Here is a 23,607-nt window from a genome sequence, read left to right on the forward strand (position 1 = left end):
AATTCCCGTTCAAAAAATTTACGCCCTTCTCCAGCCCAATAAAACCGGGGCTTTCAGCGCAGTCAATTTTTCGACGACTGTTAGACGATGTCTGTAACCCTCCGTAACACCACCCGGTTTCGGCACTACATAACCATGAAAAAAGTGCTCGTTTTTATGGTTACCACTACATTTCGTCCAAACCGTGAAGATAGACGCAGTCTGCAACTGACAGGCGGCACCGGAGGCCGCTACAATTACCGACTTTGTCGCAACGCCTGGAGCTCAACCTTCCGTGCCTGTTCTGCGTCTACCGCTACTCCCTGCCGAAGCAGGTAAACAGCACTGGGGCAATCTGCCCGGTGCCGCCCTCAGCCTGGCGATTGCCGAGGCTGCCAGCGCTGCCAAGCGCTTTACCCTGCTGCTGACCGCCGACAGCCAAAGCGCCGAACGGCTGGAACAGGAGCTGAGTTTCTTCGCCCCGGATTTGCCCGTACTGCATTTCCCCGACTGGGAAACCCTGCCCTACGACCTGTTCTCGCCGCACCAGGACATCATCTCCCAGCGCATCGCCAGCCTTTACCGCCTGCCGGAACTGGCCCACGGCGTGCTGGTGGTACCGATCACCACCGCCCTGCATCGCTTGGCGCCGACCAAATTCCTCCTCGGCAGCAGCCTGGTGCTGGATATCGGCCAGAAGCTCGACGTCGAACAGATGCGCGCGCGGCTCGAAGCCAGCGGCTATCGCTATGTCGACACGGTGTACGAGCACGGCGAGTTCACCGTACGCGGCGCGCTGATCGACCTGTTCCCGATGGGCAGCAAACTGCCGTATCGCATCGACCTGTTCGACGACGAAATCGAAACCCTGCGCACCTTCGATCCGGAAACCCAGCGTTCTATCGACAAGGTCGAGTCGGTCAAGCTGCTGCCGGCCCGCGAGTTCCCGTTGCAGAAAGATGCGGTAACCCGCTTCAAAGCGCGTTTCCGTGAGCGCTTTGACGTCGATTTTCGCCGCTGCCCGATCTTTCAGGATTTGAGCAGCGGCATCACTCCGGCCGGCATCGAGTACTACCTGCCGCTGTTCTTCGACGAAACTTCGACGCTGTTCGATTACCTGCCTCAGGACACACAAGTGTTCTCGCTGCCGGGCATCGAGCAGGCGGCGGAAAACTTCTGGAACGACGTGCGCAATCGTTACGAAGAACGCCGCGTCGATCCATCGCGTCCTTTATTGCCACCCGCCGAATTGTTCCTGCCGGTGGAAGACTGCTTTGCGCGCCTGAAGAACTGGCCACGGGTCGTTGCCAGTCAACAGGACGTTGAAAGCGGCGTCGGCCGTGAACGCTTCCCGGCACATGCGCTGCCGGATCTGGCCATCGAGGCCAAGGCCACGCAACCGCTGGCGGCGCTGGCCGGTTTCCTCGAAGAATTCCCCGGTCGCGTGCTGTTCACCGCTGAATCGGCGGGTCGTCGCGAAGTCCTGCTGGAACTGCTGGAACGCCTGAAGTTGCGGCCGAAAACCGTCGACAGCTGGCCTGACTTCGTCGCCAGCAAGGATCGTCTGGCGATCACCATCGCCCCACTCGACGAGGGTCTGGTGCTCGACGACCCGGCGCTGGCGCTGGTGGCGGAAAGTCCGCTGTTCGGCCAACGGGTCATGCAACGTCGTCGTCGCGAGAAGCGCAGCGACGTCAGCAACGATGCGGTGATCAAGAACCTCACCGAACTGCGCGAAGGCGCGCCGGTGGTGCATATCGACCACGGCGTCGGCCGCTACCTGGGCCTGACGATTCTGGAAATCGACAATCAGGCCGCCGAGTTCCTCACCCTCGAATACGCCGAGAACGCCAAGCTCTACGTGCCGGTGGCCAACCTGCACCTGATCGCACGTTACACCGGCAGCGACGATTCGCTCGCGCCGCTGCACCGCCTCGGCTCGGAAACCTGGCAGAAAGCCAAGCGCAAAGCCGCCGAGCAGGTGCGTGACGTCGCCGCCGAATTGCTCGACATTTACGCCCGTCGCGCCGCCCGTGAAGGTTACGCCTTCGCCGACCCGAAGGCCGACTACGCCACCTTCAGCGCCGGTTTCCCGTTCGAGGAAACACCCGATCAGCAAGCCACCATCGAGGCCGTGCGCGAAGACATGCTCGCGCCGAAACCGATGGATCGTCTGGTCTGCGGCGACGTTGGCTTCGGCAAGACCGAAGTGGCCATGCGCGCCGCGTTCATTGCCGTGCACGGCGGTCGTCAGGTGGCGATTCTGGTGCCGACCACCCTGCTCGCCCAGCAGCACTACAACAGTTTCCGCGACCGCTTCGCTGACTGGCCGGTGACCGTGGAAGTGATGAGTCGCTTCAAATCGGCCAAGGAAGTCAACGCGGCGATCGCCGATCTGGCGGAAGGCAAGATCGACATCGTCATCGGCACGCACAAGCTGCTGTCCGATGATGTGAAGATCAAAAACCTCGGGCTGGTGATCATCGACGAAGAACACCGCTTTGGCGTACGCCAGAAAGAACAGCTCAAGGCACTGCGCAGCGAGGTCGACATTCTGACCCTGACCGCGACTCCGATTCCGCGCACGCTGAACATGGCGGTGTCGGGCATGCGCGATCTGTCGATCATCGCCACGCCACCAGCGCGGCGCCTGTCGGTGCGCACCTTCGTCATGGAACAGAACAAGAGCACGGTCAAAGAGGCCCTGCTGCGTGAACTGCTGCGTGGCGGTCAGGTTTACTACCTGCACAACGATGTGAAGACCATCGAAAAATGCGCCGCCGACCTCGCCGAACTGGTGCCGGAAGCGCGCATCGGTATCGGCCACGGGCAGATGCGCGAACGTGAACTCGAACAGGTGATGAGCGACTTCTACCACAAGCGCTTCAACGTGCTGATCGCCTCGACCATCATCGAGACCGGCATCGACGTGCCGAGCGCCAACACCATCATCATCGAGCGCGCCGACAAGTTCGGTCTGGCCCAGCTGCACCAGTTGCGTGGTCGTGTCGGTCGCAGTCACCACCAGGCTTACGCCTACCTGCTGACACCGCCACGCCAGCAAATCACTTCGGACGCGGAAAAACGTCTGGAAGCGATCGCCAATACCCAGGACCTCGGCGCCGGTTTCGTGCTGGCCACCAACGATCTGGAAATCCGTGGCGCCGGCGAACTGCTCGGCGACGGTCAGAGCGGGCAGATTCAGGCCGTCGGTTTCACCCTGTACATGGAAATGCTCGAACGCGCGGTGAAGTCGATCCGCAAGGGCGAGCAGCCGAACCTCGATCAACCGCTTGGCGGCGGCCCGGAAGTCAATCTGCGGGTGCCGGCGCTGATTCCGGAAGATTATCTGCCGGATGTGCATGCGCGGTTGATTCTGTATAAACGCATCGCCTCGGCCACCGACGAGGAAGGCCTCAAGGATCTGCAGGTGGAGATGATCGACCGCTTCGGCCTGTTGCCGGAGCCGACCAAGAACCTGGTGCGGATCACCGCGCTGAAATTGCAGGCGGAAAAGCTCGGCATCAAGAAAGTCGACGGCGGGCCGCAAGGCGGACGCATCGAGTTCGAAGCGCAGACGCCGGTTGACCCGATGACCCTGATCAAGCTGATCCAGACGCAGCCCAAGCGCTACAAGTTCGAAGGCGCGACGATGTTTAAATTCCAGGTGCCGATGGAGCGCCCGGAAGAACGTTTCAATACTGTCGAGGCGCTGTTTGAGCGTCTCATCCCGAAATCCGCTTGAAGGACGCCCGATGCGCCTGTTCCGCTCTCTGACTTTGTTGCTTGCACTTGCAGCACCGACGGCGTTTGCCGATGACACGTATCAGGTCGAAATGATCCTGGTGCGCCAGAATGCCGTCCCGGCCATCGTCAGCCGCGCCGCCCCGGAAGACTGGGCCGCAGGCGCCCAGCGTCTGGGCAGCGACAGCCAGCGCACCCCAGCGCTGAATGATGTAGTGAACAAACTCACCGCCAGCGGCGAGTACACCGTGTTGATGCACAAAGCCTGGCAGCAGAGCCTCGGCGAAGCGCCGGCGAAAGTCGCAGTGAGCGAAGGTCAGGAACAGTTCGGCCAGTTCCCCATCGAGGGCACGCTGGAAATGAAACTCGGCCGCTTCACCGACGTGACCGCCGATTTCTGGGTCAATCAGATCGACGCCAATGGCCTGGTCACCGCCAGTGAGCGTCTGCGTCAGGACAGCCACACCAAGAACGGCCAGCTCAATTACCTCGACAACGGCCACCTGGCCCTGCTGATCAAGATCACTTCCCTGACCGCGCCAGCGCCTCGCGAAGCGCCTGAAGTCGTGCCGGACTGATCGACGTCCTTATGCCGCCGCCCCTGAGCAAACCGCTGGCCCCGTCGTGGGTCAGCCGATTCAAAGAGCAGAGCCTGGAGCGCGGCCGCCGCTACGCTTTGGAGAATCGAGTGCGCATCGCCCAGGTCGGCGATGCGACCATCACCGCCAGTTGCGAAGGTTCTGGCGGCAGTGTCTACCGGCAGACCATCCATCTGCGCGAGTCAGCCAAAGCCACCCTGCTGCTGGTCGATGCCACCTGCACCTGCCCGGTGCGCAGCAACTGCAAACACTGCGCGGCGGTGCTGCTGAAAATCCAGGAAACCCTCGACTACCCCGCCGCCGCGAAAGATGCCGAGTTGCTGGAAAAACTCCAGGCCGTGCTGGAGAACCGTAGCCCTAAAGCGCCACCGCAAGTGCTGGTGGACAATGTGCAACCGGTGCCGCGCCTGTGGCTGGCGAGCGTCGAGTTCAGCGCCTTCGAGCCGCGCAACGGCAAGATGCAGCGCTACATTCAGCATCGTGCGGCGCTGTCGTTCAGCTATCTGGACGAATACGTCAGCGGGCAAAAACACAGCGATATCCTGATCCGTCAGGAAGCCCAGACCCTGCGGATAAAACGTCACCCGGACGTCGAACAGTCCTACCGCGAACAGCTACGCATCCTCGGTTTCCGCATCGCCACCCGGCAGAGCAAAGCGCTGCCGGAAAGCGCCGGCGAACTCTACGAGATGGTCAACGACAGCGCCTGGCTGACCTTCACGCTCAATGACTTGCCGAAATTGCGCAGCCAGGGTTGGGAGTTGCAGATCGATGAGGAATTCGGTTTCGACCTGACCGCCGTCGACGACTGGTACGCCACCGTCGAACAGGCGCCGGAGCGCGACTGGTTCGATCTGGAGCTGGGCATCATCGTCAACGGCGAGCGCCTGAGCCTGCTGCCGATTCTGCTGAATCTGATGCGCTCGCACACCGAGATCCTCAACCCGGAACGCCTCGCCCGTCGTCGCGATGACGAGCTGATTCTGGTCAACATTCCGCAACGCACCAGCGAGCATGGGCCGTTGCAAGTGGCGCTGCCCCTCGGTCGCTTGAAGCCGGTATTGATGACGCTGGGCGAGTTCTATTTGCAGGAGCCGGGCGAAACCACCCTGCGCCTGAGCAAGGCTGACGCCACCCGGCTCAATTCGCTGGAAGGCCTGCCGCTGTTGTGGGAAGGCGGCGAGCAGATCCGCACCTTCGCCCAGCGGCTGCGCGACATCCGCGATTTCACTGCCGAAGCGCCGCAAGGTCTGAATGCAACGCTGCGCCCGTATCAGCTCGAAGGTTTGAGCTGGATGCAATCGCTGCGGCAACTGGAGGTCGGCGGGATTCTTGCGGATGACATGGGCCTGGGCAAAACCCTACAGACCCTGGCGCATGTTCTCAGCGAGAAGAACGCCGGACGCCTCGATCGTCCGTGCATGGTGGTGATGCCGACCAGCCTGATTCCGAACTGGCTCGATGAGGCGGCGCACTTCACCCCGCAGCTGAAAGTCCTCGCGCTGTACGGCGCCACGCGCAAAAAGCACTTCGACAATCTGGCCGACTTCGACCTGATCCTCACCACTTACGCCCTGTTGCCCAAGGACCTCGAGCGCCTGGCCAAACAGCCGCTGCACGTGCTGGTGCTGGACGAAGCGCAATACATCAAGAACCCCAACAGCAAAGCCGCTCAGGCCGCGCGCGAGCTGAACGCGCGCCAGCGCCTGTGCCTCAGCGGCACGCCGCTGGAAAACCACTTGGGCGAGCTGTGGTCGCTGTTCCACTTCTTGCTGCCGGGCTGGCTCGGCGACGTGAAAAGCTTCAATGCCGATTACCGTGTGCCGATCGAAAAGCGCGGCAGTGAAGTCAGACTGCAACACCTCAACGGTCGGATAAAACCGTTTCTGCTGCGCCGTACCAAAGAGCAGGTCGCCACGGAGCTGCCGCCGAAAACCGAAATCATTCATTGGGTCGAACTCAACGAAGCGCAGCGCGACGTGTATGAGACCATGCGCCTGGCGATGGACAAGAAGGTCCGCGACGAGATCACCCGCAAAGGCGTGGCGCGCAGCCAGATCATCATTCTCGAAGCATTGCTCAAGCTGCGCCAGGTCTGCTGCGATCTGCGCTTGGTCAACGACGCCACCCTGCCCGCACGCGGCAGCACCTCGGGCAAACTCGACAGCCTGATGGAAATGCTTGAGGAACTGTTCGAAGAAGGCCGGCGGATTCTGCTGTTCTCGCAATTCACTTCGATGCTGACATTGATCGAAAAGGAATTGAAAAAACGCAAGATCGCTTACGCCCTTCTCACTGGCCAGACCCGTGACCGGCGCACACCGGTGAAGGAATTCCAGAGCGGCACGCGTCAGATTTTTCTGATCAGCCTGAAGGCCGGTGGCGTCGGCTTGAACCTCACCGAAGCCGATACGGTGATTCACTACGACCCGTGGTGGAACCCGGCAACCGAGAATCAGGCCACCGACCGGGCCTATCGCATTGGCCAGGAAAAACCGGTGTTCGTCTACAAGATGATTGCCCGGGGCACAGTGGAAGAGAAAATTCAGCACCTGCAGAAGGAAAAGTCCGACCTGGCAGCGGGCGTGCTCGATGGGCGCAAGGCCGGGGACTGGAAGTTGCAGAGCGATGATATTGAAGCGCTGTTTGCGCCGTTGCCGGACAAGATCGACAAGCGTTGAAAGCGTCGTCGCCGGTTAGATAGCTATCGCTGGCAAGCCAGCTCCCACAGGGTTATGAGCTGTACCGAAGATTGTGATTCAACTCGATACCTGTGGGAGCTGGCTTGCCAGCGATGGGGTCATCCAATATTGCGCAATCACTCAGGGCTCAACCCTTGGAAACCGGCAAAGGCGCAAACAGCGCCTCGATATCACTCTGTTCCAGTTTGAATCCCCCAGTCGTGCCACCCTCCAGTACCGCCCCGGCCAGCGCCGCTTTCTCCTGCTGTAACGCCTGGATCTTTTCCTCCACGGTGCCTTTGGCAATCAACTTGTAGACGAACACCGGATTGTTCTGCCCGATCCGGTACGCCCGATCAGTCGCCTGATTCTCCACTGCCGGGTTCCACCACGGATCGAAGTGAATCACCGTGTCCGCCGCCGTCAGGTTAAGACCGGTGCCGCCGGCCTTGAGGCTGATCAGGAACAACGGCACCTTGCCGCCCTGGAAATCCTTGACTGGCGTGCGCCGGTCGATGGTGTCGCCGGTCAGCAATGAGTAGGCAAGACCGCGCTGTTGCAACTCCTGCTCAATCAGCGCCAGCATCGAGGTGAATTGGGAAAACAGCAGAATGCGCCGCCCTTCGCCGAGCAATTCTTCGAGCATCTCCATCAGGCTGATCAGCTTGCCGCTGCCCGAGCGCAACGCCTTTGCCGTGAGCGGCATATTGACCAGGCGCAGATCGCAGCAGACCTGACGCAGCTTGAGCAGCGCATCGAGGATGATGATCTGGCTGCGCGCCACGCCGCTGCGGGCGATTTCGTCGCGGACCTTTTTGTCCATCGCCACACGCACCGTCTCATAGACGTCGCGCTGACCATCGCTGAGTTCGACCCAGTGGATGATCTCGGTTTTCGGCGGCAACTCGGTGGCGACCTGATCCTTCTTGCGTCGCAGCAAAAACGGCTTGATGCGCGCGGTCAGGTGCTGCATGCGCTGCACATTGCCGTGCTTCTCGATGGGTGTGCGGTAATCGCGATTGAAGGATTTGCTGTCGCCGAGCCAGCCGGGCATGAGGAAATGGAACTGCGACCACAGCTCACCGAGGTGGTTTTCCAGTGGCGTACCGCTCAGACACAAGCGCTGACGGGCCTGCAAGTCACGGGCGGCCTGCGCGGCTTTGCTCAGCGGGTTCTTGATATTCTGCGCTTCGTCGAGAATCAGCACGCTCCACAGCTGCGGCTGCAAGATCTCCAGATCCCTGGGCAGCAATGCGTAAGTGGTCAGCACCAAGTCGTATTCGGCGAGATTGGCAAAGTCCTTCTGCCGCCCGGTGCCGTGCAGCGCCAGGACTTTCAACTGCGGCGTGAAGCGCTCGGCTTCGTCGAGCCAGTTGGGAATCAGGCTGGTCGGCATCACCGCCAGTGCCGGACAGTCCAGGCGCCCGGCGTGTTTTTCGGTGAGCAGATGCGCCAGTGTCTGCAGGGTTTTGCCCAGGCCCATGTCATCGCCCAGAATGCCGCCGACCTCCAGCTCGCGCAGGGTCTGCATCCAGTTCAGGCCTTCGAGCTGATACGGGCGCAATTGCGCGTTGAGGCCGGCCGGCGCAGCGATGTGGGCGTGACTGGAATTTTGCAGGCGCTTGGCAAAGGTCCGCAGACGTTCGCCGCCCTGCCAATCCAGCGGCACGCCATCGAGCATACTCAGACGCGCGGCGTCGGGAGCGGTCAAGCGCAGCGCATCACCCTGATGGCCGCCCAGGTACAACTCGCCCAGCGTGGCCATCAACGGTTTGACCCGACTCAGCGGCAACGCGACCTTGGCGCCGGCCGGGTCGCCAAAACCGCTGGGCTTGAGCTCGATCAGGAGTTTTTCATCATCGTTGCGCTGCGCCAGATTGACCGGGTCGAGCAAGCGCGGCTGGGTCCGCAACAGGTGCAGAAGGATCGGCAGCAAGCTGTAGCGCTCGCCGTTGACGACGATACCCAACTGCAGATCAAACCACTGATGCGTGGCCTCTTCTTCGACCTCGGCGTACCACTGTTCAACCGGTTGTACATCGAAATGGAAACCGGGACTGATCTCGATTTTCCAATCTGCGGCGCGCAGTGTGGCCAGCCCTTCGTGCATGAACCCGAGCCAGGCGGAATCATCCGGCAAGGTAAACATCTCACCGGGACGATCCATTGCACTCTTGCGCGTGGCTTTCTTGAAGCCATGTTTTTGCAGGTTCTGGCGCAGCTTCTTTTCCAGCGCCGGTTGACGCTGAATGCGCTGGGTTTCGCTGCCGTTGAGGATCATCACTTCCGGGTTGCGATCCACCGCCGGATGACCGTTGTAGGTAAACAGCAGAGCGGCGCGGTGCTCCAGCACATATTCCCAGCGCGAACGTTCCCGGCCGCTGACCAGGACGAGCTGCGGCTGCGGCAGCACGTCATCGATGATCCGTTCGGTGAGCTTGTGCGGTGGCGCAATTTGGGTCGCCGCGCTCATGCGATGGCTGAACTGCATGGCCTGACGCGCCGGAATGTCTGGCGCCAGGGTCAAATGGCAGGCGAGTTTTTCTTCCAGCTCAGTGAACAGCGGGCCAACCTGGCGCTGCTCGCGATCAAGGTAATAAAGCGGCTCCAGCGCCAGCACGGTTTCCTGCGCGGCTTCGGCACTGCTCCACTGCGCGCGGAATCCGCCGTCAGCCTGCTCGGCCCAAGAGAACTGACCGACGCGTTTCGCCCCCGGTGTCAGCGCTCGCAGGTCTTCGAAGTCGAGGAACAGCCGCGAGGTACGCAGGAGCATTTCCAGCAGTTCGGCGCCACTGCTGCCTTCCAGCGGATAGCCGCTGTAATAGGCGTGATGGGAATGCATGGCGACCAACAGCCGGGCGATGCGCAGATCCAGCTCGGACAGGTAGCCGGGCTGGCGCATGAGCATTTCCGCGAGCGAGTACATCGGTTTGACCTCGCGTAACTCGCCGCTCTTGAGCTGGTAGACCTTGAAAATATCGAGCAGCCACTTGCCGTTCGCAGACGTCGGTTTGAGCTTGTAAAACAGACGCGTGCCTGCGGTTTGCGCACTTTCTTCAGCGGGCTTGGCCGGCACGGGAATTGTTGAAAGCCAATGCTCCAGCGCTCGTCCCAACGGGGTCTGCGCGTCACTTCCAGACGCATCCTCGCCAGTGCCCAGCAGGTGATAGAGCACCGCTGCGCTGTGCTTGCAGTCCAGTGCAACCGGACAGCTGCACAGGCATCGCAAGCTAACCGATCCCAACCGATCTTCTGACAGGTAAATGGTTTGCTCATACGCCTGAAGTTGCGATCCGACGCAGAACGCCTCTATCTTCTTGTCATCGATCTCGAGGATCTCTACCCGGTCATCGGCGGCATAAGCGCGGGCCTTGGCCAACGCCTTGCTACTGAATGCGTGGGTCCATGTCAGCCCTTTAAGCCGTTCGATGAAAATGCTCATGGACAGTCCTTAGCTGGCCAGCACTCGCGCCAACGTTGATTTCACCTTGCCCATGCCATCGTGCAGGGCCTGCTCGATTTCGGCCATGGTGATCACTTCGGTGGTCTTGCCGGCTGCAGGATTCACCACCAGCGCCAGACAGGCGTAATCCAGATCCAGCTCACGCGCCAGCGCCGCTTCCGGCATGCCGGTCATGCCAACGATGTCGCAGCCGTCACGCTCCAGTCGCACGATCTCGGCGACCGTTTCCAGACGCGGACCCTGGGTGCAGGCGTACACGCCTTGATCGCTATATTCGCAGCCTTCGGCGGCGACCGCGGCAATCAGTTGCTGACGCAACGGCTCGCTGTAGGGAAAGCTGAAATCGATGTGGGTGACGTGCTCCAGATCATCGGCGAAATAGGTGTGCTCGCGCCCACTGGTGTAGTCGACGATCTGGTGCGGCACGCAGAAATGCCCGGTGCCCATGGCCGGATGGATCCCGCCAACGGCATTTACGGCGATGATCGCTTCGGCACCCGCCTGCTTCAACGCCCACAGGTTGGCGCGGTAGTTGACCTTGTGCGGCGGGAAACGATGCGGGTGACCGTGACGGGCGAGGAACAGCACTTCCTTGCCGGCGTATTCACCAATCTGCACCTCGGCCGAAGGCGCGCCGTAAGGGGTGTCGACTGCCAGCGACTGGCGAATGCTCAGGCCTTCGAGCTGAGTCAGGCCAGTGCCACCGATGATTGCGTAAACGGTCATAACGAAAAAATCCTTAATCGATCAGTTGAGCGTCTTTGAGCGCGCCGAGGGCGGTGAGCCAACGCGGGTCCTGACGATAATCGGTGCTGGCGAAGGCCTGACCGCGCATCCTGGCGATGCGAGCAGAAGGCTTGACCTTCATGCGCTGGGCAGCACTCAACGCCAGCTCGGCTGCCGCGCGGTCGTTGCACACCAGACCCATGTCGCAACCGGCACTCAGCGCGGCTTCGATGCGGCTGGCAGCGTCGCCGACCACGTGGGCGCCGGCCATCGACAGATCATCGCTGAAGATCACGCCGTCGAACTGCAACTCGCCGCGCAGAATGTCCTGCAGCCAGCGTCGGGAAAAACCTGCGGGCTGTGCATCGACTTGCGGATAGATGACGTGGGCCGGCATGACGGCGGCCAGTTGTTTGCTGAGTTTGGCGAAGGGCACCAGATCATTGGCGCGGATCTCGTCGAGACTGCGCTCGTCGTTCGGGATCGCTACGTGGGAGTCGGCTTCGGCCCAGCCGTGGCCTGGGAAATGTTTGCCGGTGGCGGCCATGCCGGCGCTGTTCATGCCGCGAATGAATGCACCGGCGAGCAAGGCGGCGCGCTCGGGATCGCCTTCGAAAGAACGGGTGCCGACCACGGCGCTGCGCTGATAGTCCAGATCCAGCACCGGGGCGAAACTCAGGTCGAGCCCGACCGCCAACACTTCGGTGGCCATGATCCAGCCGCATTGCTCGGCGAGATACTCTGCATTCGGGTTATCGGCGATGGCGCGCATCGCTGGCAGACGGACGAAACCCTGACGCAAGCGCTGCACACGCCCGCCCTCTTGATCCACCGCCAGCAGCAGATCCGGACGAATCGCGCGGATCGCGGCGCTCAGTTCGCGCACCTGGCGTGGATGCTCGATATTGCGGGCGAAAATGATCAGGCCGCCCACTTCGGGCTGACGCAACAATTGGCGATCTTCGGCCGTCAGCCAGGTACCGGCGACGTCCACCATCAACGAGCCTTGCAGGCCAGCAGTCATAGAGATTCCTTGAAAACGAAAAACCCGATCTGCTTGCATTCGCTACCGTGGGCAATGCCCGGACGGTCAGCAGAATTCATGCAGATCGGGTTCAGTACGAGAGTCGGCATGGCCGGCTAGCTTAGCGGATACCAGCTGCCGCGCCCACCCGTGCGCGGTCAAACCTTGGCGGCGACCGGTATGGATTTGCTGCGCGGACGCAATTGCGCGCTGGCCATGGCTGTATCGGTGACGCCGGTTTCGGCGCGCATGCCGGCAGCGAGGAACGGCACCATCAGGCGCATCACTTGTTCGATGGAGGTATTCACGCCGAAATCGGTCTCGGCAATCGCGCGCAAGGCCTTGATCCCGGACATGCTGAACGCTGCGGCGCCGAGCATGAAGTGCACGCGCCAGAACAGCTCGATCGGTGGAATGCGTGGCGCCGCTTCATTGACCAGCAGCATGTAGCGGCGGAACACCTTGCCGTACATGTCTTCCAGATAACGCCGCAAGTGGCCCTGGCTCTGGCTGAACGCGAGGCCGAGCAAACGCATGAAGATCGACAGATCGTTACCGCTGCGAGGCTGCACGACGAGCGCTTGCTCGACGAGGATTTCCAGCAGCTCTTCGAGGGTCGGCTTGTTCTCAGGCTTGGCCTGACGGCGCTCCAGCTCTTTATCGAGGCTGACGCAGAACGGACCGAGGAAGCGCGAGAACACGGCCTGGATCAGCGCCTTTTTCGAGCCGAAGTGATAATTCACCGCAGCCAGATTGACGCCAGCCTTGCTGGTGATCAAACGCAATGAGGTTTCAGCGAATCCTTTCTCCGCGAACAACTGCTCGGCAGCATCAAGAATGCGTTCAACGGTTTCCGACTGGGCCATGGCTACTCCGCCTGACAAACACTTGTTTGAAACATACGTTTCAGCCTAAGCCTTGTCAAGCCTGCCGGTTCGTTTTGGGAATGGTCGGTCAGCTATTTAACCACACAAGGCGCCAGCATTAATAAGCGCCCTTCGCGACCGCTCGGCGGGCGGCAAAAAAACGCCCATTGCCAAGACCGCTTCACTGTATATAATCCCAGTCACTGTATAAAAAGACAGAGCGATCAATATGCTAAAGCTGACGCCACGCCAAGCCGAGATTCTGGCCTTCATCAAACGTTGCCTCGAAGACAACGGCTATCCGCCCACCCGTGCGGAAATCGCTCAGGAATTGGGTTTCAAATCGCCAAATGCGGCGGAAGAACATCTCAAGGCCCTGGCCCGCAAGGGCGCGATCGAGATGACCCCGGGCGCTTCCCGCGGCATTCGTATTCCCGGCTTCGAAGCCAAGGCCGACGACTCCACCCTGCCGATCATTGGCCGAGTGGCTGCCGGCGCGCCGATCCTCGCCCAGCAGCACATCGAAGAATCCTGCAACATCAACCCGACCTTCTTCCATCCTCGCGCCGACTACCTGTTGCGTGTGCACGGCATGAGCATGAAGGATATCGGCATCTTCGACGGCGACCTGCTGGCAGTGCATACCACCCGCGAAGCGCGTAACGGCCAGGTTGTGGTTGCGCGTATCGGCGACGAAGTGACGGTCAAACGCTTCAAGCGTGAAGGCAGCAAAGTCTGGCTGATTGCCGAGAACCCCGAGTTTGCCCCTATCGAAGTCGACCTGAAAGATCAGGAACTGGTGATCGAAGGCTTGAGTGTCGGCGTCATTCGCCGCTAAAGGAGGCTCCATGCAGTTCCCACACACACCTCAGCAAACACAACTGCCTTTATTTGAAGCGTTTCTGGCGCAACCGATTGCGCCGATCCTCAAAGACGTGGTCGAGCGTGACTGGAATGCCAAACCTGACGCCTTCAGTGAGCTATCACTGCGTGGTGCGGCCGGGAACTGCCTGAACCTGCTAGCGCCGATCCTCCGTGAATTGAGCGAGGATCAGGATGCGCGCTGGCTGACGCTGATCGCCCCACCCGCCAGCCTGACGCAAACCTGGCTGCGCGATGCCGGCCTGAACCGCGAACGCATCCTGCTGCTGCAACCGCGTGGCACGCAGAGTGCTCAGCAACTGGCGTGCGAAGCGTTGCGACTGGGTCGCAGCCACACCGTGGTGACCTGGCTAAACCCGTTGAATGCCAATTCACGGCAACAACTGATCAGCGCCGCGCGCACGGGCGAAGCTCAGAGCCTGAACATTCGTTTGGGTTGATTGTTGAGTAATGCGCGCTGTGTGAAGCGCAGGGCTTCTCCAAGGACAGAGAAGCCGATCTGAAGCGCAAGCGACCGAGAAAAGGCCAAAGCGTGGATCAATGAAGAACCCGCGGCCCTTCTTCCTTATCAAACTCGCCTTCAACCATACGACCTGCCATCTGCACGCCGACGCTCAACATCGCTTTGGCAATTTCAACGTGCTGGCCTTGCAGGAACGCCTTGGCATCCTCGGAGAAATCCAGCGTCACCAGAGAACCTTCGTCCTCGGCCCTGCGCAGTTCGATTCGGCCGTCTGGTAACTCGACAATTTCTAGAAAGGACGTTGGCATATAAGTCTGTTCTCCACGAAAGGCAGCGATTATATAGACATCATTCGAGCTTCGCTCGGGATCTTGACCAGCAGCATGTTTCAGATTGCCACTGCGCCAAATCCAATCAGCACTCATTCAAACCTTCACGGAAACGCAGGGCCAGACCTTTAAGGTTCTGCCGCCAGCTCTCCAGCTCGTCTCGACTGAGCTCTTCCGGCGCCTCTTCTTCATCAAGATTAATCGCTTGGATCAGCGGCTGCGTCACGTCGCCTTTCGGCTTGCGTGGCGCCCTCGGTGGCTGAAACAGTGCTGCGTGCGCCGCCAGCAGTTTCGCCAGCCAGGTTTCCGGATTACCGGCCAGCTCGACCATTTCGGCCAACTCCGGAATGGCGATCGACTCCAGCACTTCGCGCTTCAACAACTCCTCTGCCCTCGGCGAATTGGCCTGCGGCAGACGATAAAAGCCGGCGATCTCATGACACAAGCCCAGCAGTGCGCCGTAGAGGTGGAACAACGCCGACTCACGCCCGGCCTGGATCAGCGCCAGAGAATTCATCGCCCGCCCTTCTTCAGCACGAGCCAGAGCTTCGAGTGACAGGCCGGCGAAATAGATCTTCTGGTTGGTGCGGGTATAGAGTTCGTGGGCCATGACGGCAGCCTCCACAACGAAATAATTGCTTCACACAGGCCCGGCAGTGTCATGGATCAGCCGATGCCAGCGCAAGCAAAAAACAAAAAGGCCGCATGAAAACCCGAAGGGTTCATGCGGCCTTTTTGCTGTTCAGACTAGCGCTTACTCAGCCTTGGCCTTTGCGCTGCGCTTGTCTTCAACAGTCCACTTGCCACCGTCGTAATACGCTTTCCAGCCTGTCGGCTTGCCGTCGACTTCGGTCTGTACGTATTGCTCCTTGGTCTTGCGGCTGTAGCGGATGACCGCTGGCAGACCGTCAGGATCCTTTTGCGGAGCCTCGCACAGGAAGTGGTACTTCGGATCGATCTCGTCCTTGTGCGGCAGAATCTCGATCACCAGCGGAGCGCGAGTCTCGCGGTTTTTCGGGAACTGACTGGCGGCCAGGAACAGACCGGACGCACCATCGCGCAGGATGTAGGTGTCGTTGACCTTTTCGCATTTCAGCTCAGGCATCTTCACCGGATCCATCTTCGGCGGCGCCGCGTCACCGCTCTTCAGCAACTTGCGGGTGTTCTTGCACTCAGGGTTGGTGCAACCGAAGAACTTGCCGAAACGGCCGGTCTTGAGCTGCATTTCGCTGCCGCACTTGTCGCATTCCAGGCTCGGACCTTCATAGCCCTTGATGCGATAGCTGCCTTCTTCAATTTCGTAACCGGCGCAATCCGGGTTGTTGCCGCAGATATGCAACTTGCGCTTCTCGTCTAGCAGGTAGGCGTCCATCGCCGTGCTGCAGATCGGGCAGCGATGCTTGCCACGCAGTACCAGCGATTCCGATTCGCCCTCGTCGTCCGCTGCGATTTCATCGCCCGGCACCAGGTTGACGGTGGCCTTGCAGCGCTCTTTCGGCGGCAGGCTGTAGCCCGAACAGCCGAGGAACACGCCAGTCGATGCGGTACGAATCTGCATCGGACGACCGCAAGTGGTGCACGGAATGTCAGTCATGACCGGCTGGTTGGCGCGCATGCCGCTGTCCGGGTTTTCCGCTACTTCGAGTTTCTTCTTGAAGTCGCCATAGAACTCGTCCAGCACGTTTTTCCAGTCGCGCTCGCCCTGCGCCACGTCATCGAGGTTCTCTTCCATGCCGGCGGTGAAGCCGTAGTCCATGAGATTGGAGAAGCTCTCGGACAGACGTTCGGTGACGATGTCACCCATCTTTTCCGAGTAGAAACGACGGTTGTGCAGGGTCACATAACCGCGATCCTGAATGGTCGAAATGATCGCAGCGTAAGTCGAAGGACGACCGATGCCGCGTTTTTCCATCTCCTTGACCAGACTGGCTTCGGAATAACGCGCCGGTGGCTTGGTGAAATGCTGCGACGGGTCAAGCTTGATCAGCTTCATCACATCGCCCTGGGCCATGTCCGGCAGCACGTCATCATCGCCAGGCTTGGCAATTTGCGGCATCACCCGGGTGTAACCGTCGAACTTGAGGATACGGCCCTTGGCACGCAGCTCGAAGTCGCCAGCGCCGACGCTGACGGTGGTCGACAGGTACTGCGCCGGCAGCATCTGGCAGGCTAGGAACTGGCGCCAGATCAGCTCATACAGACGCTCGGCATCGCGCTCCATACCCGCCAGCTTGCTCGGCGTGGTATTGGCGTCGGACGGACGAATCGCTTCGTGAGCCTCTTGCGCGCCTTCCTTGCTGCTGTAAACATTCGGCGTTTCCGGCAGGTATTTCTTGCCGAATTCGTCCTCAATGTATGTGCGCGCCATCGCCACGGCGTCGGCCGAGAGATTGGTCGAGTCGGTACGCATGTAAGTGATGTAGCCAGCTTCGTACAGACGCTGGGCCATCATCATGGTTTTCTTCACGCCGAAACCGAGGCGGTTGCTCGCAGCCTGCTGCAAGGTCGACGTGATGAACGGCGCCGACGGCTTGCTGCTGGTCGGTTTGTCTTCGCGCTTGACGATGCTGTAGCTGGAGGACTTGAGCTTCTCCAGCGCAGCCATGGCCTGGGCTTCGTTCAGCGGCTTGAAGGCTTCGCCTTTTTCGCGAGCCACTTCGAAACGCACGGTCGAGCCTTTGGCAGTACCGAGATCGGCATGCACTTCCCAGTATTCTTCGGGATTGAACGCACGGATTTCGCGCTCACGCTCGACCACCAGTTTCACGGCAACCGATTGCACGCGCCCGGCAGACAGACCACGGGCGATCTTGGCCCACAGCAGCGGCGATACCATGTAGCCGACGACGCGGTCGAGGAAACGACGCGCCTGCTGGGCGTTGACACGATCAATGTCCAGCTCGCCCGGCTCGGAGAAGGCTTCCTGAATCGCCTTCTTGGTGATCTCGTTGAACACCACGCGCTTGTAACGGCTGTCATCACCACCGATGGCTTCGCGCAGGTGCCAGGCAATGGCTTCCCCCTCGCGATCCAAGTCGGTTGCGAGATAGATGGTGTCAGCATCCTTGGCGAGCCGGCGCAGCTCTTCGATGACCTTCTCTTTGCCGGGAAGGATCTCGTACTGGGCTTTCCAGCCGTGCTCGGGATCGACGCCCATGCGCGAGACCAGCTGCTTGCGCGCTTTCTCTTTCGGCGATAGCACCGGACCTTCGCCCGCAGCAGCCTTGCCGCGCTTGGCGGCTGGCTCTTTGCTGGCGCTAGCCGAACCGCTGGTGGGCAGGTCTCGGATATGGCCGATACTCGACTTCACCACGTATTGGTTGCCCAGATACTTGTTGATGGTCTTGGCCTTAGCCGGGGATTCCACAATGACCAGCGATTTGCCCATGGATCAGAAAATTCCTGAATTCTAGAAGTGAAAGGCGGTTGGCGCCTGACGCGGCACCGCTATATATAGTTGATACAAGGTGAGGTCAAGCGCAGGGTTGTCTGCGCAGTCGCCTCAAACCTTGTCAAAAAGGCTCGGTTCGGCTTGCACCAAAGCAAAGCGCGGCACCTGCTCGCCGTCAACCTCGACCGACTCGACGAACATGCTCAGCGGGCGCACCCAAAAGCCGTAATCGCCATACAGGGCTTGGTAAAAGACCACTTCTTCTTCGGTTTCGGAATGCCGCGCAACACTGAATACACGGTATTGCGGACCTTTGTAATGTTGGTAGAGCCCAGGTTGTATCGGCATGCTTCGGCCCTCACTGAAATCTTTTCAAAAATAAATAAAAAACCCAAAAACAAAAACCGGGGCACTGGGCCCCGGCTTCCATCGACGAGACGCTTAAACGCGTTCGAAGACGGTGGAGATGCCTTGGCCGAGACCAATGCACATAGTGGCCACCCCGAAGGTGCCGCTATTCTGCTTCATCACGTTCAACAGGGTGCCGGAAATACGTGCACCGGAGCAACCGAACGGGTGACCCAGGGCGATCGCGCCGCCGTGCAGGTTAACCTTCTCGTTCATCTTGTCGAGCACTTTCAGATCTTTCAGCACTGGCAAGGCCTGTGCGGCGAAAGCTTCGTTGAGCTCGAAGAAGTCGATATCGTTGATGCCAAGGCCTGCGCGCTTCAGGGCTTTTTGTGTTGCCGGCACTGGACCATAGCCCATGATTGCCGGGTCCACACCCGCTACTGCCATCGAACGGATCACCGCCATCGGCTGGATACCCAGGTCCTGTGCACGCTGCGCCGACATCACGATCATGCACGAAGCACCGTCAGTGATCTGCGACGAAGTACCGGCAGTCACGGTGCCGCCTTTCGGGTTGAAGGCCGGCTTGAGCGCCGCCAGACTTTCCAGGGTGGTTTCCGGACGAATGGTTTCGTCGTAGTCGTACAGTTTCAGGAAACCGTTCTCGTCGTAACCCTGCATCGGGATGATTTCGTCCTTGAACTTGCCTTCCACGGTTGCCTTGTGGGCCAACTGGTGGGAACGCACGCCAAAGGCATCCTGTTGCTCACGAGTGATGCCGTGCATCTTGCCAAGCATTTCAGCTGTCAGGCCCATCATGCCCGAGGCTTTCGCCGCGTACAGCGACATGTGCGGGTTCGGATCGACACCATGCATCATGCTCACGTGGCCCATGTGCTCGACGCCGCCGACCACGAACACGTCACCGTTGCCGGTCATGATCGCTTGCGCAGCAGTGTGCAGCGCGCTCATCGACGAGCCACACAGACGGCTGACGGTCTGGCCAGCAGAAGTGTGCGGGATCTGGGTCATCAGCGACGCCATGCGCGCGATGTTCCAGCCCTGCTCCAGGGTCTGGTTGACGCAGCCCCAGATCACGTCCTCGACTTCCGCCGGGTCGACCTTGCTGTTGCGTTCCAGCAGTTTGCTGATCAGGTGCGCCGACATATCTTCGGCGCGGGTGTTGCGGTGCATGCCGCCCTTGGAGCGGCCCATCGGAGTACGACCGAAGTCGACAATCACGACGTCTCTAGGATTCAAGCTCATAAGTTCACTCTCACTCTAGTTGGGGGCGCTTAACCGAAGAAGCTCTGGCCGTTCTTGGCCATTTCGCGCAGCTTCGCGGTCGGGTGATACAGCGCGCCCAAATCAGCGTACTGGTCAGCCAGGGCAACGAACTCGGCAACACCGATCGAATCGATGTAGCGCAGCGCACCGCCACGGAATGGAGGGAAACCGATACCGTAAACCAGACCCATGTCGGCTTCGGCGGCGGTTTCAACGATGCCGTCTTCCAGGCAACGCACGGTTTCCAGGCACAGCGGGATCATCATCCAGTTGATGATGTCTTCGTCAGTGACTTCGCGCTGCTCGTAAACGATCGGCTTGAGCACTTCGAGTACCGACGGATCGGCGACTTTCTTCTGCTTGCCTTTCTTGTCGGCCTCGTAGGCGTAGAAGCCCTTGCCGTTCTTCTGGCCCAGGCGTTTGGCTTCGTACAGCACGTCGATGGCCGAACGACGGTCATCCTTCATGCGGTCCGGGAAACCTTCAGCCATCACGTCACGACCGTGGTGACCGGTGTCGATGCCGACCACGTCCATCAGGTACGCAGGACCCATCGGCCAGCCGAATTTTTCCATGACTTTGTCGATGCGGACGAAGTCGACACCGGCGCTGACCAGCTTGGCGAAACCGCCGAAGTACGGGAACAGCACGCGGTTGACCAGGAAGCCGGGGCAGTCATTGACCACGATCGGGTTCTTGCCCATTTTCTTCGCATAGGCAACGGTGGTAGCGATCGCCAGTTCGCTGGACTTCTCGCCACGGATCACTTCCACCAGCGGCATCATGTGCACCGGGTTGAAGAAGTGCATGCCGACAAAGTTTTCCGGACGCTTGAGGGCCTTGGCCAGCAGGCTGATGGAAATAGTCGAGGTGTTCGACGCGAGGATGGTGTCCTCTTTGACCTTGTCTTCGACTTCAGCCAGTACCGCTTGCTTGACCTTAGGGTTCTCGACCACAGCTTCGACGACCAGATCGACGTGACCGAAGTCGCCGTAGGACAGGGTCGGACGAATGCCGTTGAGCACTTCAGCCATCTTCGCCGCGGTCATGCGACCCTTGTCAACGCGGCCGACCAGCAGCTTGGCGGCTTCGGCCAGACCCTGCTCGATACCGTGCTCGTTGATGTCCTTCATCAGGATCGGCGTGCCTTTGGAGGCCGACTGATAGGCGATACCGCCACCCATGATGCCGGCGCCCAGTACGGCAGCCTGCTTCACGTCTTTGGCGATTTCGTCGTAGGCCTTGGCCTTTTTCTTCAGTTCCTGATCGTTCAGGAACAGGCCGATCAGGCTCTGCGCAGCAGAGGTCTTGGCCAGTTTGACGAAGCCTGCAGCTTCCACTTCCAGCGCTTTGTCGCGACCGAAGTTCGCGGCTTTCTGGATGGTCTTGATCGCTTCAACCGGCGCCGGGTAGTTCGGGCCGGCCTGGCCAGCCACGAAACCTTTGGCGGTTTCGAAAGCCATCATTTGCTCAATGGCGTTCAACTTGAGTTTTTCAAGTTTCGGCTGACGCTTGGCTTTGTAATCGAACTCACCGGAGATGGCGCGCTTGATCAGTTCAAGGGCAGCTTCCTGCAGCTTCTCTGGAGCAACCACGGCGTCGACGGCGCTGACTTTCAGGGCGTCTTCAGGACGGTTTTCCTTGCCGGCGGCAATCCACTCGATGGCGTTGTCGACACCGATCAGGCGTGGCAGACGCACAGTACCGCCGAAGCCTGGGTAGATGCCCAGTTTGACTTCCGGCAGACCGATCTTGGCCTTGGTGGACATGACGCGATAGTCGGCCGCCAGGCACATTTCCAGACCGCCACCGAGGGCGATGCCGTTGATGGCCGCGACGGTCGGCACGTTGAGGTCTTCGAAATCGCTGAAGATCTTGTTGGCTTCGAGATTGCCTGCAACCAGCTCGGCATCCGGCAGCTTGAAGTTGTCGACAAATTCGGTGATGTCGGCGCCGACGATGAACACGTCCTTGCCGCTGCTGACGATCACGCCCTTGATCGAAGCATCTGCCTTGATGGTGTCTACGGCCTGACGCAGTTCGTTCAGGGTTAGACGGTTGAACTTGTTGACGGACTCACCCTTGAGGTCGAATTTCAATTCGACGATGCCACTTTCAAGAGCTTTAACCGTGATGGCTTTACCTTCGTAAATCATCAACTGATCTCCACGATATGGAAGCTGAACAGTACACGTCGGACGCAGGCATATGGCTCAGAAGGACGCTTTGTTCGTCGATGCTGACACCTGTCCGCCTGGCACACCCGCCAACGCGATAGTCGGGATTCTGTAGGAGCAGTCTGTAAGACAAACGCTCAATTCATACGCCCGTTTGATTCGGGTACGTCACCTTCACGGAATTTCAGACAATTGTCAATCGCCCTAAATTCGGGCTGAAATGCGACTTTGCGGTCATTTCTGCACCATGATGAGCAGCAACACCCGTCTCGATGTTCAGCCATTCATAGAATCAATAGTTAGAAAAGTCGCCCTAATTTCCGCCGAGCCCTGTTCAGAAGGCTACGCTGGGTGGACTGCGAGGAAATTTGCCGAGGCGATCAAAGCGCTTGCCGCAAAAAAAGATTACCGGCCTGCCTGGCCAATCCGCCCGACGAATCATGTCGGGCTTTTTATTGCGCGTCTGCCGGACGTTTCACACCGTTGCAGTGAGAAAAGTCCGCGCATCACGCCAGTGCTTTCAGGGTCGCGTCGATATCCTGCAGAACCGTCGCCTCGCCCTTCTCGCCCCAGTACAAGGCGATCATCTGCTTGTCCGCTTCGATCTTGAAAACATTGCCCGGCAATTTTTCGAAATAATCGAGCAGGATCCGGTCATCGCAGACTTCCTGCCATTGATTGACCCAAACGCCCGGGGTTTTCTGCCAGTACGTCCAGCACGCCGGTTGGCTGCCACGCCGCGGCCGATGGTACTGGGCGCAGGGATTCGGCGGCTCCGGCAGCAGCCAGTGCGGCCACTCCTGCGGCGCCAGCTGCATGGCCAGGCCGATGCGTCGCGCCTCCATGCGCAGGGCCATGCGCCCGCTCTGCGTTCGCGATGGGCGCAACCATGCCAGTGGACTTAAAACTACCAGCAGGATTGACACCACCAGCCAGACCGTCATATCTGTACTCCCGATTTTTGATGAGCCCATTGTGTCACTTGCGAACCAATGCGCTTGAAACCAGCCATACTTACCAATATCGAACCCTCAGGAGGAGCACCTCATGCCCTACCACCACATACTGGTCGCCGTAGATTTGACCGAAGAGTGCGACCCTGTGATCCACCGCGCCCGCGAGCTGTCGGTGAGCAACGCTGCCAAGTTGTCGCTGGTGCATATCGTTGAACCGATGGCCATGGCCTTCGGTGGCGACGTGCCAATGGACCTGTCACAACTGCAACAACAGCAGTTCGATCAGGCCAAGGAGCGTCTTGAAAAACTCAAATCGAAATACCCCGAGCTCGAAGGCGCCAATTGCCATCTGACCTACGGCCAGCCCCGCCAGGAAATCCATCATTTCGCCAAGGAACAAGCGTGCGATCTGATTGTGGTCGGCAGTCATGGCCGCCATGGCCTGGCACTGCTGCTCGGCTCGACCGCGAATGACGTGCTACACGGTGCGCCATGCGATGTACTCGCGGTGCACCTGGTCAAACGCTGATCTGTCTTGCAGTTTGTGGGAGCGGGCCTGCTCGCGAATACGTCGGCACATTCAATATGAGTGCCGCCTGACACACCGCTTTCGCGAGCAGGCTCGCTCTCACAGTTGACCTGCTCCAGCCTGTAGATCGCGCTACATATGAAAAGCCCGGCGCTCATCA

At 59.8% G+C, this 23,607-nt stretch carries 17 protein-coding genes; 6 read left to right on the forward strand and 11 right to left on the reverse strand.

Annotated elements, in window-relative coordinates:
• The first annotated feature begins 274 nt into the window (after positions 1–274).
• Genes mfd through AC0Z5Z_RS11450 form a run of 3 tightly spaced genes read left to right on the forward strand, consistent with a single transcriptional unit; the run spans position 275 to position 7,003 of the window.
• Positions 275–3,724 (forward strand): transcription-repair coupling factor, encoded by a 3,450-nt coding sequence (gene mfd / locus AC0Z5Z_RS11440; RefSeq protein WP_150634827.1) that lies wholly within the window; start codon positions 275–277, stop codon positions 3,722–3,724.
• A 10-nt stretch (positions 3,725–3,734) separates the two neighbouring features.
• Positions 3,735–4,301 carry a CsiV family protein gene (locus AC0Z5Z_RS11445; RefSeq protein ID WP_056791507.1) on the forward strand — a complete coding sequence of 189 codons (567 nt, stop codon included), beginning with the start codon at positions 3,735–3,737 and terminating at the stop codon, positions 4,299–4,301.
• Positions 4,302–4,312: 11 nt separating this feature from the next.
• Complete coding sequence (locus AC0Z5Z_RS11450) at positions 4,313–7,003, forward strand: SNF2-related protein (protein ID WP_485611100.1); 2,691 nt, start codon at positions 4,313–4,315, stop codon at positions 7,001–7,003.
• Positions 7,004–7,151: 148 nt separating this feature from the next.
• On the opposite strand, the gene AC0Z5Z_RS11455 is transcribed toward AC0Z5Z_RS11450, so the two are convergent.
• From AC0Z5Z_RS11455 to AC0Z5Z_RS11470, 4 genes are all read right to left on the reverse strand, one after another.
• Positions 7,152–10,445: a DEAD/DEAH box helicase gene (locus AC0Z5Z_RS11455; protein WP_485611101.1), complete on the reverse strand. Its 3,294-nt coding sequence runs from the start codon at positions 10,443–10,445 to the stop codon at positions 7,152–7,154.
• Between the two features lie 9 nt (positions 10,446–10,454).
• Entirely contained in the window at positions 10,455–11,192 is a 738-nt protein-coding gene (locus AC0Z5Z_RS11460; protein ID WP_016775487.1) for an S-methyl-5'-thioinosine phosphorylase, read from the reverse strand.
• A gap of 13 nt (positions 11,193–11,205) precedes the next feature.
• Positions 11,206–12,216: a beta-N-acetylhexosaminidase gene (gene nagZ, locus AC0Z5Z_RS11465; protein ID WP_485611102.1), complete on the reverse strand. Its 1,011-nt coding sequence runs from the start codon at positions 12,214–12,216 to the stop codon at positions 11,206–11,208.
• Positions 12,217–12,374: 158 nt separating this feature from the next.
• Positions 12,375–13,082, reverse strand: coding sequence for a TetR/AcrR family transcriptional regulator (locus AC0Z5Z_RS11470; protein WP_056791523.1), 708 nt, complete (start codon positions 13,080–13,082; stop codon positions 12,375–12,377).
• A 229-nt stretch (positions 13,083–13,311) separates the two neighbouring features.
• Between AC0Z5Z_RS11470 and lexA the strand changes: the two genes are divergently transcribed.
• Both lexA and sulA read left to right on the forward strand, forming a co-directional pair.
• On the forward strand, positions 13,312–13,920 hold the full coding sequence (gene lexA, locus AC0Z5Z_RS11475; protein WP_016775490.1) for a transcriptional repressor LexA: 609 nt from the start codon (positions 13,312–13,314) through the stop codon (positions 13,918–13,920).
• Positions 13,921–13,930: 10 nt separating this feature from the next.
• Entirely contained in the window at positions 13,931–14,404 is a 474-nt protein-coding gene (gene sulA / locus AC0Z5Z_RS11480; RefSeq protein ID WP_041477346.1) for an SOS-induced cell division inhibitor SulA, read from the forward strand.
• Between the two features lie 97 nt (positions 14,405–14,501).
• Here sulA and AC0Z5Z_RS11485 read toward each other — a convergent pair whose 3' ends face one another.
• From AC0Z5Z_RS11485 to AC0Z5Z_RS11515, 7 genes are all read right to left on the reverse strand, one after another.
• Positions 14,502–14,735 (reverse strand): hypothetical protein, encoded by a 234-nt coding sequence (locus tag AC0Z5Z_RS11485; protein WP_003226592.1) that lies wholly within the window; start codon positions 14,733–14,735, stop codon positions 14,502–14,504.
• Between the two features lie 106 nt (positions 14,736–14,841).
• Positions 14,842–15,366, reverse strand: coding sequence for a DUF6586 family protein (locus AC0Z5Z_RS11490; RefSeq protein WP_041477347.1), 525 nt, complete (start codon positions 15,364–15,366; stop codon positions 14,842–14,844).
• 144 nt (positions 15,367–15,510) lie between these two features.
• Positions 15,511–18,144 carry a type I DNA topoisomerase gene (gene topA, locus AC0Z5Z_RS11495; RefSeq protein WP_016775493.1) on the reverse strand — a complete coding sequence of 878 codons (2,634 nt, stop codon included), beginning with the start codon at positions 18,142–18,144 and terminating at the stop codon, positions 15,511–15,513.
• Between the two features lie 114 nt (positions 18,145–18,258).
• Complete coding sequence (locus AC0Z5Z_RS11500) at positions 18,259–18,495, reverse strand: DUF1653 domain-containing protein (protein WP_024013639.1); 237 nt, start codon at positions 18,493–18,495, stop codon at positions 18,259–18,261.
• A gap of 93 nt (positions 18,496–18,588) precedes the next feature.
• Positions 18,589–19,764 (reverse strand): acetyl-CoA C-acyltransferase FadA, encoded by a 1,176-nt coding sequence (gene fadA, locus AC0Z5Z_RS11505; RefSeq protein ID WP_016775495.1) that lies wholly within the window; start codon positions 19,762–19,764, stop codon positions 18,589–18,591.
• Between the two features lie 29 nt (positions 19,765–19,793).
• The gene (fadB, locus tag AC0Z5Z_RS11510; RefSeq protein ID WP_024013640.1) at positions 19,794–21,941 is read right to left on the reverse strand and encodes a fatty acid oxidation complex subunit alpha FadB; all 2,148 of its coding nucleotides are present in this window, start codon (positions 21,939–21,941) and stop codon (positions 19,794–19,796) included.
• A 527-nt stretch (positions 21,942–22,468) separates the two neighbouring features.
• Complete coding sequence (locus AC0Z5Z_RS11515) at positions 22,469–22,906, reverse strand: hypothetical protein (RefSeq protein WP_041477352.1); 438 nt, start codon at positions 22,904–22,906, stop codon at positions 22,469–22,471.
• Between the two features lie 103 nt (positions 22,907–23,009).
• Between AC0Z5Z_RS11515 and AC0Z5Z_RS11520 the strand changes: the two genes are divergently transcribed.
• Positions 23,010–23,447, forward strand: coding sequence for a universal stress protein (locus AC0Z5Z_RS11520; protein WP_016775498.1), 438 nt, complete (start codon positions 23,010–23,012; stop codon positions 23,445–23,447).
• Positions 23,448–23,607: the final 160 nt, after the last annotated feature.

The sequence above is a fragment of the Pseudomonas sp. 1L-E-NC-VB-C3 genome (assembly GCF_057291535.1).